Source organism: Psychrobacter urativorans (assembly GCF_904846695.1).
Classification (GTDB): Bacteria; Pseudomonadota; Gammaproteobacteria; order Pseudomonadales; family Moraxellaceae; genus Psychrobacter; species Psychrobacter urativorans.
Window position 1 is genome coordinate 104,928 of the sequence record NZ_CAJHBR010000003.1, and the last position, 13,266, is coordinate 118,193.

General features: G+C 43.1%; 8 protein-coding genes. 6 read left to right on the forward strand and 2 right to left on the reverse strand.

All coding sequences use genetic code 11. The annotated features are described in order from the left end of the window. Positions 1–261: 261 nt before the first annotated feature. From JMY09_RS03740 to JMY09_RS03760, 5 genes are all read left to right on the forward strand, one after another. Complete coding sequence (locus JMY09_RS03740; protein ID WP_201622252.1) at positions 262–1,971, forward strand: TolC family protein; 1,710 nt, start codon at positions 262–264, stop codon at positions 1,969–1,971. A gap of 151 nt (positions 1,972–2,122) precedes the next feature. Further along, positions 2,123–2,989, forward strand: a complete 867-nt coding sequence (locus JMY09_RS03745) for a YihY/virulence factor BrkB family protein (protein ID WP_201622253.1) — start codon at positions 2,123–2,125, stop codon at positions 2,987–2,989. Positions 2,990–3,181: 192 nt separating this feature from the next. Then, positions 3,182–4,366: an HlyD family secretion protein gene (locus JMY09_RS03750; protein ID WP_201622254.1), complete on the forward strand. Its 1,185-nt coding sequence runs from the start codon at positions 3,182–3,184 to the stop codon at positions 4,364–4,366. Next, positions 4,367–5,716, forward strand: coding sequence for an ABC transporter permease (locus JMY09_RS03755; RefSeq protein ID WP_227677148.1), 1,350 nt, complete (start codon positions 4,367–4,369; stop codon positions 5,714–5,716). Continuing rightward, a complete protein-coding gene (locus JMY09_RS03760) occupies positions 5,716–6,942 on the forward strand; it encodes an ABC transporter permease (protein ID WP_201622255.1) in 1,227 nt (408 codons plus the stop codon). Before JMY09_RS03755 ends, JMY09_RS03760 begins: the two co-directional genes overlap by 1 nt. Before the next feature lie 177 nt (positions 6,943–7,119). On the opposite strand, the gene sthA is transcribed toward JMY09_RS03760, so the two are convergent. Together sthA and ppsR are read right to left on the reverse strand one after the other, a co-directional pair. Beyond that, complete coding sequence (gene sthA, locus JMY09_RS03765) at positions 7,120–8,652, reverse strand: Si-specific NAD(P)(+) transhydrogenase (protein ID WP_373416567.1); 1,533 nt, start codon at positions 8,650–8,652, stop codon at positions 7,120–7,122. Positions 8,653–9,212: 560 nt separating this feature from the next. Next, on the reverse strand, positions 9,213–10,079 hold the full coding sequence (gene ppsR / locus JMY09_RS03770) for a posphoenolpyruvate synthetase regulatory kinase/phosphorylase PpsR (RefSeq protein WP_227677158.1): 867 nt from the start codon (positions 10,077–10,079) through the stop codon (positions 9,213–9,215). 698 nt (positions 10,080–10,777) lie between these two features. Between ppsR and ppsA the strand changes: the two genes are divergently transcribed. Further along, entirely contained in the window at positions 10,778–13,162 is a 2,385-nt protein-coding gene (ppsA, locus tag JMY09_RS03775) for a phosphoenolpyruvate synthase (protein ID WP_201622257.1), read from the forward strand. Positions 13,163–13,266: the final 104 nt, after the last annotated feature.

A 13,266-nucleotide genomic window follows, 5' to 3' on the forward strand; every position in this document is an offset into this window, starting at 1 on the left:
TTAATAGCGCTGAGTACATTAAAAGCAATTACTGGCTATGCCTGCCACTGTAGCAAAACCCAATGCTAAGCTACTAATAAATTTTTATGGCTTAGTTAATAATAATGCTATTATTAAGGCTGCAATTATTGAGCTAACACAATCGATATTTTTATTCAATGCGTAAACAGAAACTAATGAGCATTGACCCGTCACGATTGTCGCACTACAGTGTACGCTTGGTTATTCACCTACGCTTTTTAATTATCGGCTTCTCATACTATGAAACTTGCTTTATCTGCACTCCCTGCTGCTATAGCGCTGATTGTGCTAGCAGGAACGTCAAGTCAAACATCAGCTAGTAGCTCTTTCGGAGCGCTCCCTAGTATCAGTACTAGTAGCTATGATAACGACGTACAAGACGGGGTAATGCCAGTGGCAACTACTCAAATTACTGACAGTGATTATGATAGCCATGCTGACAGACTACCGAGTGCTGCCAATAATACACGGCTTCTTAATAAGGCAGACGTTGCGCTGACTAGTACGCTGGCGACTTTAAGAGACCCTATCACTGATAAGTATATTGAAAACAGCTATCCCTTGGAAGTTTCTAGCTTTTTAAGTCTAGAGCAAGCCCAAGCAGTTCTGCTGCAAGTCTCCCCAAAAATTGCTGCTAACGAGGCCGCTATTGCTGCCAGCAACTATCAAACGGATGCGCTCAGCACTATTGACAAACCTTTTGTTTTTGCGCAAGTTTCAGCCAGTGCTTATACTCTACAAGGAGATGTAGACCTCTCCGATATTAAGAACGGCATCATTAATGGCGTCAATAATGCAGGGGGCAATATTGGTGAGATTATTCCCCCTATTCCCAATTTACCCCAACTGCCAAACTTCGGTGAACTGGTTGGCGATCGTCTACCAGACTCCTTTGAATTTAAACGCTCAGGAACACGTACAGGGGCAGGAGTTGGCGTAGCTTGGCCAGTCTATACCGCTGGGCGCACAGAAGCGCTAGTAGGAATATCAGATGCCCGCACTCAAGAGGCGGTTGCTGATAGTATCTTAGATAAGAATCAGCTTTATAATACTTTAATTGAGCGCTACTTTAAGGCGCAGCTAGCTATCATTGCCGCCTATTTACGTGAAGATGCTTACGGTACTTTGCAGCAGACTGATCATATGGCTCAGCGTTTGTTTGAAGAAGGCTTTATATCACGTGTGGAGCGTTTAGAGGCACAATCAGCACTTGCTGACGCTAAAAGCGAGGCTATCAATGCCAATAATGATGCCCGTTTGGCGATGATCGCTTTACAGCGTTTACTACGTACCAATTACCGCATTAAGCCGACTACTCCGCTATTCGTGTCTAGCAAACCACTGCCTGATGTCAGCTACTTTCAAGAGTTAGCCCTAACCAATCATCCAGGATTACAAAAAGTTGCGGCCAAACGCGCGCAGGCTCAGCAACTGCATGCCTTATCGGATACTGGATATAAGCCGACCGTGCTGCTGTATGGCTATGGTCAATTAGAAAGAGACCCAAGCTGGGTTGCTGGGATCTCAGCCAGCTGGAAGCTTTGGGGTGGGCTGGATAAAAACGCAACCTTAGCCTCTAGTAACGCGAAGATACGTCAAGCGGACTTATCAGAGATCGAAGTTGGTGATAATTTGTTATTACTGGTCGAAAAAAACTGGCACGATGTTAATAATGCGCAATCACGCTATCAAGCGCTACAGAGCAATGTTGATTTAGCGGCTGAAGTGTTGCGTTTACGGCGCTTGGGTCTACAAGAAGGGGTTAATACTACTGTCGATGTGGTACAAGCCCAAACCAAGTCACTTAAAGCCCGTACTGAGCAGGCACAAGCAGCAAATGATTATGTACAAGGGTTAGCCGCATTAATGCAAAGCTGCGGTACTCCTCTGGCATTTAACGCTTATGTGAATGCTGCTGATATTCGCCTACCGGCTTTGTATAGCCAATAATATGGCCTGTAGCAAACTTATAGTCAGCACCTTATAATGCCCTACCAAAATTCTGTAACCTTGACCCTTATATCGATTATTAGAAGGCTAACAAAATGTGCTCTAAAAACTTTATCATCATCCCTGATAACTTTACCGCGTTGCCAATACTATGACTATGAAACATCCCCAAATATCGAAATGGATGCAAATGCTTGTGCCAGCATGGCGCAATACTAGTAACTCTAACGTCTGGGCACATTGCGCCAGCGTAGGGTTTTTTGGCTTTTTGTCTATTTTTCCAGTAATGGCCGTATTTGTGCTGATTTATGGCCTAGCTTTTTCACCTGCCGAGATGCAGGAACAGATTTCATTTTTGCGACCTTTTATACCCACCACAGTATATGAAGTACTGGATGCGCGTTTGAGTCAGCTTATCTCTAATACTACTACTCGGCTTACCTTTAGCCTAGTGGTCTCAACCTCGTTAGCTCTTTATGCCGGCTCTCGTGGTATCAAGAACTTAATCATTCTAATCAATCTTGCTTTTCATATTGGCGAAGAGCGCAACTTTCTGCAAAGTCTTATCAGAGCGATCGGTCTGACCTTTGCAGCGCTCATAGTATTTATTATAGCGCTGTCCTCTATCGCTGCGCTGCCACTAATAGCTGGTTATTTTCCTTTTGGACCAGTTGTGAAGACTATCGCGCTTTGGAGCAGATGGCCGATCTTGACTATTATCATATTCTTTAGCTTTTTGGGCCTTTATCGCTTTGCGCCAAATCGTGAAACCGTAAAGTTAAGCCAACTAGTGCCAGGCTCCCTGTTAGCGACTGTTCTTTGGATACTACTATCTGGCCTATTTTCAATCTATGTACAAAACTTTAATAATTATAGTGCCGAGTTTGGTGCGCTGTCAGCTGCGGTAGTAATAATGATGTGGTTATATTACTCAGCATTTATCGTGGCCCTTGGGGCTGTTTTTAACTTTGAGATTGCCGAAAACGCTAGACCCCATGCTTTTCGAGTCTATCCTTAGAGCCCCTGCTAGACGCTTGATTAGGCCATAAAAAGCTACTGTAAAAAGTCATGCTTACTGTCTAGGGATACTAGGCCGTTAAAAAAACTTAGCACTATTATTTATAGCGCAATCATTATCTATAAAGTACTTATTTAGCTTTTGTAATAACCCTTTTGTTATCCACTTTACTGCTCTAGGAAGTTCGCTATTATGCCTGAATCTCATGATGAATCTGACCACTTAAATGACGCAGACATCGTTGATAACGAACCAACGGTTAGTACCTCTGATCCTAATAGTACGGAGCAAACAGTGCCTGCCTATGACCGTAGTAAGGGACAGCCTAAAAAACCCTCGTTAGTCAAAAAAGCTATCTTGGCACTATTAGCTATAATAGTACTAGGCGTGATCGCATACGGACTGTTCAAGAGCAACCAAAGCAAAGAGCCAGAAGTGGTTACTCTACAAGGGCAAATGCAGATGCAGCAAACTTCTATTGCCGCAAAAGTACCCGGCCGCATTGCCCAAATATTAGTTACTGAAGGCGATACGGTGGAGGTAGATCAGCAACTCATCGAGATGGATTCGCCAGAGATTAATGCTAAGATTAATCAAGCGCAGGCTGGTAAGGAGTTAGCACAAAGCCAACTGGATAAAGCAGAAAATGGCGCACGCCCGCAAGAGATTGCGCAAGCTAAAGCGGCATGGCAAGCCAACAAAGCTGCCTCTGATTTGGCAGAAAACACTTATCAACGTATAAGTCGCCTGTATGAGGAGGGGCTAATGGCACGGCAAAAACGTGATGAATCATTTGCCCAGTACCAAGCTACCCAAGCACAAACGGAAGCGGCCCGCTTGCAGTATGATATAGCGATGGAAGGGGCGCGCAGTGAAGATAAGTCTGCTGCTACAGCGCAAGTGGCGCAAGTGGATGCTAAGTTAGAAGAAGCCTTAGTCGCTAAGCAAGAAGCCAACTTAAAAAGTCCGATTGCTGGCATTGTAGATAGTGTGATTGTCAGTCCTGGTGAGGTTATAGGTCAAGGCGTCCCTTTATTAACCTTAGTCGATACTAATAAACAGTGGGTAGTGTTAAACGTTACTGAGACTTATCTTAATCAATTCGCTATTGGTCAGCAGTTCACTGGCACTATCCCTGCTCTGTCCTCTACCGAGCGCCCTTATACTAAGCAATTTACCGTCTATGCAACCTCTACTCTATCTGACTTTGCTACGTGGCGACCAACCAATAATGACGATGGCTTTGATGTACGCACCTTTGAAGTCAAAGCACGACCAACAACCCCAGACTCGCGTATTCGCTCGGGTATGAGTGTTATCATTCGCATTACTCCGCAAGTGGCCAGTCCATCAACTAGTAAGCAGACCCCAGAGTAAATGATGCGTTTGACTCAAGCTTTTGTGCGTAGTGCTGCTTATGAGCGGCGATTTTTAGCCAAGAACCCATGGGATTTGGCAATGGTGCTGTGGATTCCTTTGGCAACTGTATTGCTGATTTGGTGGATATTTTCGCAAACTCAAATCAGTGACTTGCCTATTGGGGTGATTGACCAAGATCAAAGCCCTATGGCTAATACGCTAGTGCGCTACTTAGAAGCTAGTCCTGACATTACCATCGCTAACTTCTATAACTCGCCAGCTGCGGCCAAGGACGGGATTTTGCAGCGTGATGTCTATGCACTAGTTATTATTCCAGAGAACTTCTCGCGTAATATTTTATCTGGTAAGCTGTCACCTATCATCTTGCAAGTCAATGCTCAATACGGTACCCATTCGGGTATTATCCAAAAAGGCGTACAGTCAGTAGCCGGTACTTTGTCCGCAGGCGTTGAGATTCAGCGCTTAATCAAACAAGGTATCTCTCCTACGCAAGCCGCTATCGCCTACTCACCTATTAATATCCAACGTACTAGCCTATTCAACGCGGCGACTAACTATCAGCAGTTTTTGGCCTCGACGGTTATTCCGGCGTTGTTGCATATTTTGGCTATGGTGATTGGTGCAACGACTATCGGTCGCGAGCTACGTGATAAGCAACTGGGCCGTTGGTATCGCTTTATAGAGGGTCGATCTTCTAAATTGAGCTTAGCTACAGATGATATTCTAAGCACTAAAAACTCAGCAAATGACCATTTAACAAGCAGTTCAGTGAGCAATAGCAATAACATAAAAGATCAGTCAGCCCGCACTAACCTAACGGCGCCAATAGCAGCTGTGACAAAATCAGTCAGTATCTCAGTATTGCTAGCAGGTTTAGCCGGTAAGTACTGTTGGCCAGCTCTGGCTTATAGTCTCTGGGCGCTCCTAGCAATTTGGTTAGCCACTCCGCAATATCCTACTGCGCCGAGCTCCTTACTAGCGACTTATATTGGCTTAGTATTATTAATGATGCTTTCGCTTTGGCTGGGGGCTATCTTTACTTTAGCCTCTTTCTCACTGCGTGCAGGCTTATCGGCTACTGGCTTTATTTCTGCCCCTTCCTATGCTTTTGCTGGCGTTACTTTTCCTTATATTGCTATTAGTGATGGCGCTAAGCATTGGTCGGATATGCTACCTTTAACCTATTATCTCAAATTACATATAGCACAATTACAAATGCACGCCCCACTCGCCGTTTCTTTGTCTATCGTTTATGGATTAGCGCTAGCCACTATCATTGCCATGTTGCTGACTGCATTGCTGAGCAAACGTGCATTGGCAAATCCTCAACGCTGGGGAGCACGCTAATGTCAGCCGCTAACAATACTAAAGATACTAAAGACACTAAAAATACGAAAAACGTTAACCAGCCTAATAATCTGAATAAAGTCTCCTCGCCAACTACTTTTTGGGCGAGCTTTTTGCAAACCTTTAAAGATGTCTTTAAGGACAGCGGTGTGGTGCTGATGCTGCTTATCGCTCCTGTTATTTACGGTTTCTTTTATCCATGGCCCTACTCCAGTGAGGTAGTCAACCATGTGCCAGTCGGCATTATCGATAACGATAACAGTCAGCTATCTCGTACTATCATACGCTATGCTAATGCCAGTCCGCAGTTAGATACTCAAGGCTTTATTAATGAGCAACAGGCTAAAGAGGCTATTTGGTCTAATGATATCGCTGGCTATATGATTATTCCAAGCGGTCTTGAGCGGCAAGTGTTGTCCGGTAAGGCCGCTAGTGTCAGCGTCTTAGGTAATGGCGGCTATTTTATTTTAAATAAGAACGTACAGTTAGGATTTTTAAAAGCGGTAAGTACTGTATCAGCTGGTATCGAAGTCAAAAAAAATGTCGCTCAAGGCGCTTATCTAGCAACAGCAGCCAGTAATACTCAAGCGGTGCCGCTACAGATTATCCCACTGTATAATCAAACCGAAGGCTATGGCGCTTATGTAGTGCCAGCAGTGGCTATATTGATCCTTCAGCAGACCTTACTGATGGCGACAGCTATGTTAATTGGTACTTGGTATGAGCAGCGTCGTCATGCTACTAGCGTGCGCGGCTGGCTGGGTCGTATTATGGCGCTGAGTATGCTCAGCTTCGTTGTAGGCTGCTTTTATTATGGCTGGGCGTTTGAGCTGCATCATTATCCGCGCGGCCAGAATATACTGGGTAGTTTGCTATTCTTGACGATTTTTTGCCCAACGGTCGCTACGCTTGGCTGCGTACTTGGCTTATGGTTTCGCCAGCGTGAACGTAGTTTGCAGATATTAGTCTTCAGCTCGCTACCCATATTCTTTGTTAGCGGCTATCCATGGCCTGCCAATCAGCTGCCTGAAGTATTACAGATCATCCGCTGGCTAGTACCCACTACTCCTGGGGTAAACATGTCAGTACAAATGAATCAAATGGGGGCTAGCGTTGCCCAAGTGGCTACTGGCTTTTATGCACTGGCAGGATTGTGGAGTTTTTATTTTATCCTTTTACTTATCTTTCGCTGGCGTACTCAGCCTAGCAGTGAAATGCGTAAATAATCTTAATAGCCGTAGGTTAGCACTTACGCTACTTATCGAATAAATTTGTATTTTGCATAAAGCCTGTCTTTTTGCATGACGGAATCCACCCTATAAAGACCCTAACCGCTAAGCAAAAAAAGCGCCTGTAAAATATACAGACGCTTTTTTATTGCTATCAAATTGGCTTTTTAAGGGTTAAAACACGCGGTTAAGACCATTCAATGCTGCTACCCGATAAGCTTCTGCCATCGTTGGATAGTTAAAGGTAGTATTGACAAAATACTCAAGCGTAGCATTACACTTCATCACCGCTTGACCAATATGAATAATCTCTGAGGCATGGTTACCATAGCAATGAATACCTAATAGCTCTAGCGTCTCACGGTGGAATAAGATTTTCAGTACTCCAGTACGCTCACCAATGATTTGAGCACGTGCCAAGTCTTTAAAGAATGCCTGTCCTACTTCGTAAGGAATCTTATCATCAGTAAGTTCTTGCTCAGTTTTACCGATACTCGATATCTCAGGAATAGTATAAATACCCGTTGGTACACTAGAGACTGGCTCTGCATCACTATCACCGACCATAAATGCAGCTGCACAACGACCTTGATCATAAGCCGCTGAGGCTAGAGATGGCCATCCAATGACATCACCAGCAGCATAGATATTATCTACATCAGTACAATAAGTATCATCGACTTTTAATTGTCCACGGCTATTGGGTTTAAGACCAAGCGCTTCTACATTCAACCCTTCAGTATTTCCTGAACGCCCATTACACCAAAGAATAGCATCGGACTTAATTTTTTTACCGCTCTTTAGGTGCAGAATAACATAATCATCATGAGTTTCTAGATGATCGATCTCTTCATTGTTACGAATGACTACCCCAAATTGTCTAAAGTCATGGGCAAGCGCATCGCTGATCTCACTATCCAAATAGCTAAGCAGTTGGTCGGTGTTATTGATCAAGTCCACTTTGCAGCCAAGACCAGTAAAAATAGAAGCATACTCACAGCCAATAACGCCTGCACCATAGATTATGATTTTTCTGATCACATAATCCATTTGTAGTATTTTATCTGAGTCAAACACCCGTGGATGATTAAAATCTAATAGGTCAGGACGATAAGGACGGCTACCGACAGTAATAATAGCTTTGTTAAAAGTGATGGTCTCAAAGACGCTTTCTTCGGTCTCAACTTTTACGGTATGCGCATCAACGAAGCTGGCCCAGCCATGAATAACTTCTACTTGATTACGCTCATAAAAGCGGGTGTGAGTAGTGACTTGGCGACGAATGACCTGACGAGCATTAGCTAGTACTTTATTTAGGGGGACTCGGTGGTAATCCAAAGTTTTAGTGAACATCGGATCACGACGAAAGTTAATCAGGTTAAACACCGATTGGCGTAGTGACTTACTTGGTATAGTACCGACATGAGTACAGTTACCGCCAACTTGATCACGGGGATCAATGACAGCGACTTTTTTCCCCGATTTAGTAAGCTTCATAGCGGCCGCTTCACCTGCAGGACCTGCTCCTAATATTAGGACGTCGTAAGTATACTCGTGCTTATCTTTTTTTAAGCGCTCAGAATCTTTACCAAAGCCTGATTTAACATAGACTCGTGTGTCATCTAGCGGACTGACTAGATCAGGATGATGCATGATGTCATCAGTGACTTGCTCATGAGTTTGTTCGATTTTTTCTTGTTTATCCATGCCCTTGGTTTTTTCCGGCATAGTAATCGGCGCACTGCCGTTGTTGTTATTAGAAACTTCGGTTTGCGTATCTTTGCCAGTATTATTAGTGGCACCATCTTTGCGTTTGCTTACCATTTGGTCCTCTTTATTCATTCGTTCATTTAAGTAGCAGCTACACTGCTATATCTACGCTTTAATTTTTAAAATAAAGTATGAGCTATAAGATTGCTAATAGCGATTTGATAGTGATGGTGTGTCATTGAGCTGTATTATCAGCTCAGCTTACTCTTTTATCTATTAAGCCTCATTTTCATGAGTTAAAACCTTGCTTAAAAATTTTTGGGTAAGCTATATTTAAGAGCTGAGAGCGGTATTGAAAAGCCGTATTTAACAGCTGTAGCTCAAAACTATAGCTAAGAGCCATAGTTAAAAACTAGGTTTGAAAACTAGATTTGAAAACCAGACTTGAAAACCAGGTTTGAAAATCAAGTTTGAAAGCTAGGTTTGAAAATCAAGTTTGAAAGCTAGGTTTGAAGAACCTAACTTACTGTAATTTAGTATTGAGCAAGTATTCTAACTTACCCAATTCGGCGTTTAAGACCCGTCATTTGCAAGATTCGAGTAGCAATCTCTTCTACCGACATCTCTGAGACATCAAGGCTTGGAATGCCTTGCGATATGTATATGCCTTGGATGGCACGCTGCTCTTGCTGAACCTGCTGATAGCTAGAATAGCGACTACCGGCACGGCGCTCTTGACGGATTTTTACTAGACGGTCGGTATTGATAATAAGACCAAACAGCTTATCCTTATGCTCTCGTAAAGATTTTGGTAGCTGATTGTCGTATAGATCATCTTCGGTCAGTGGATAGTTGGCTGCACGAATACCAAACTGTAATGCTAAATATAAAGAAGTGGGCGTTTTACCTGAACGCGAGACGCCAATAAGAATAATATCAGCCATACTATAATGACGCGTACGCGCCCCATCATCATTGTCTAAAGCAAAGTGTACCGCATCAATACGGTCTTTATAGTTTTCAGAATCGACATTATCATGAGCGTTACCTGTATGACCATCAGGCTCGACGGCAATCTCTTCAGCAATACGACCAATCAAGCCTTCATACATATCCAAATTACAGCCCTGCGCCGAATTGACCTTTTCACGAATCTCAGGATTGACAATAGTATCGAATACTAATGGTAATAGACCATCACGCTGATAGGCAATATTGATCTGCTGTACCGCATCCTCAGCACGCTCTAAGCTATCGACATAAGGCAATACTCGAGTCTCAAAAGGCACCGAAGCGAACTGACTTAAAATAGAACGTCCAAGCGTCTCAGCAGTGATAGCAGTACCATCAGAGATAAAAAACGCACTCCTCACGGCTTGTGAGTTATCCAACCTCAAAGCATGTCGATTTTGGATAGTAGGCATGTCCTGTTCAGATGGACTATTAGAATACATAACTAAAGGACCTCAATAATTGACTTTATTTAACCAACCAAAAATTAACTTGCCACTAATGGACAATTACTAATGGATAATCACTGAGCCATTGCTGAATTATTGTTCGACGCAGCTGTCGACGCACGCTTGATATTTTATGCTCTACATTATACCCATAATAGCGACTCAATAGGAATCAAAGTTGCTATAACTGGCAAAACACTAGGCTGAATTGAGCGCATTTCTGATACGATCTTATACTATCTAGGTATAGCTATTCTAGCTAAGCATCGATATTCTAAGCATCAATATTATAGATATCGGCATTATTTTAGACTTGCCTGTAGTTTGAAACACTGATTTACTCCTTTAGCCCTGTTTACTGGTAAAAGCTCAATACTCTTGTAGCAACCCTAACAAAATATTGTTAATAAATCGATCATCGTGCTAATCTTTTTAGCTAGCCTATAAGCATTTATTACTAAGCCGCCAGTGTCAACTAATACTCATCGTTATAAGATAACTTTAAAGAAAAACAAATCACTGAAGCATAATTCACTTAAAAAACATAAAAATTTTAACATTTTGAGGAGTTTTTTGCTTTCACCCCTCGAAATTAGCAAAATATAGCGGTATAATCACCCCTTTATAATCCTTACTAAATAACCTTATTTTCTGGAGTTATCATGGCAGAGCAATCTTCAGCACTTGTAGTCAATCTAGATCAGCTAGGAAAACACGACGTTGACACGGTGGGTGGCAAGAACTCTTCGCTTGGCGAGATGATCAGTCACTTATCAGATTTAGGCGTAAGTGTCCCCGGTGGCTTTGCAACAACTGCCGATGCCTTTAATCGTTTCTTGACTGAAACTGGTCTGTTGGAAAAAATCAACAACGAGCTTAGAGACTTAGACGTTAATGACGTTAATAAGTTGGCCGCTACTGGTAAAAAAATCCGCGGTTGGATTATCGACCAAGAATTACCAAGTGACCTTGAGCAACAAGTGCGTCAATCGTTCGAAGAAATGAGCAATGGTCAAGATATCGCTGTTGCCGTACGTTCTTCTGCTACTGCTGAAGATTTGCCAGATGCCTCGTTTGCTGGCCAACAAGAGACTTACCTAAACATTCGTGGTATCGATAACGTCCTTATTGCTATTAAAGAAGTGTTTTCATCACTATATAATGACCGTGCAATCTCTTATCGCGTGCATAAAGGCTTTGAGCACGAAGGCGTTGCCCTATCTGCTGGTATTCAGCGTATGGTACGCTCAGAAACGGGTGCTGCTGGTGTTATGTTCACTCTAGATACTGAGAGTGGCTTTGATCAAGTGGTGTTTATCACATCAAGCTACGGTTTAGGTGAAATGGTTGTGCAAGGCGCAGTCAACCCTGATGAATTCTATCTTTCCAAAAAATTGCTAGCCAATGGTAAGCCGGCCGTTATTCGCCGTAACTTAGGTAGCAAACATAAAAAAATGATCTATGGCGAAGAAGGCAGTACTGCTAAATCGGTGAAGATTGTAGATGTTGAAAAACAAGAACGTATGCAGTTCTCTTTATCTACTGAAGAGCTGACTTCACTTGCTAAGCAAGCGATGACCATTGAGAAACATTACGGTCAAGCGATGGATATTGAGTGGGCAAAAGATGGCGATACTGGTGAAATCTTTATCGTTCAAGCCCGTCCAGAAACTGTCAAAAGTCGCCAAGACAGCAACGTTATGGAACGTTATGTCATTAACACTACCAATGCTAAAGTACTTTGTGAAGGTCGTTCAATCGGTCAACGTATCGGTGCTGGCAAAGTGCGTATCGTTAGTGATATTAGCGAAATGGATAAAGTTCAAGATGGTGATGTTTTAGTTTCTGATATGACTGATCCGGATTGGGAACCAGTAATGAAGCGCGCATCAGCTATCATCACTAACCGTGGTGGTCGTACTTGTCACGCTGCTATTATCGCTCGTGAGCTTGGCGTACCAGCTATCGTTGGTTGTGGTAATGCCACTGAATTGCTAGTTGACGGTCAAGACGTTACTGTCTCTTGTGCAGAAGGTGATACTGGCTTTATCTACGAGACTCAGATTGATTTTGAAATTCAGACTAACTCTATCGAATCTATGCCAGAGCTAGCCTTCAAAATCATGATGAACGTTGGTAATCCAGATCGTGCCTTCTCATTTACCCAAATGCCTAATGAAGGTATTGGCCTTGCACGCTTAGAGTTCATTATTAACCGCATGATTGGTGTGCATCCAAAAGCTCTACTCAATATGAATAGCTTACCACGTGAAGTGGCGCAAGCAATCAATGAGCGCATTGCAGGTTATGCCTCACCGATCGATTTTTATGTTGATAAATTGGTTGAAGGTATCGCCACTTTAGCAGTAGCCTTTATGGATCAGCCGGTTATCGTCCGTATGTCAGACTTTAAATCGAACGAATATGCCAACCTACTAGGTGGTAAATTATACGAGCCGTCTGAAGAAAACCCAATGCTCGGTTTCCGTGGTGCTAGCCGCTACGTCTCTGACAACTTCCGTGATTGTTTCGAGCTTGAGTGTAAAGCCCTTAAGCGCGTACGTGATGAGATGGGTCTGACTAACGTTGAGATCATGATTCCATTCGTACGTACGGTTGGTGAAGCTAAGCAAGTTATCGAGTTACTTGAGAAAAATGGTCTTAAACGTGGTGAAAACGGTCTGCGCGTCATCATGATGTGTGAGCTACCAACCAACTGTTTATTAGCAGAAGAGTTCCTAGAGCACTTCGATGGCTTCTCTATCGGCTCAAACGATTTAACTCAGTTAACTTTGGGTCTAGATCGCGATTCAGGTATTATTTCGCATCTGTTTGATGAGCGTGATCCTGCAGTCAAAAAACTATTGGCGATGGCGATTGCTGCTTGTCGTAAGCAAGGCAAATATATCGGTATCTGTGGTCAAGGTCCATCTGATCATCCAGACTTAGCTTACTGGTTGATGGAGCAAGGTACTAGCTCGGTATCGTTGAACCCTGACTCCGTACTAGATACTTGGTTCTTCTTAGCAGGTGAAGAAGCAAAGTAATCGGCTAAAAGCGCCAAAGTGTGATACTGAGCCATTAGGGTTTGTTTGCTAAGCATCGGTAGTTTTGATGCCTTAGTGAACAAACCCTAAGCCGTATTTAGTAT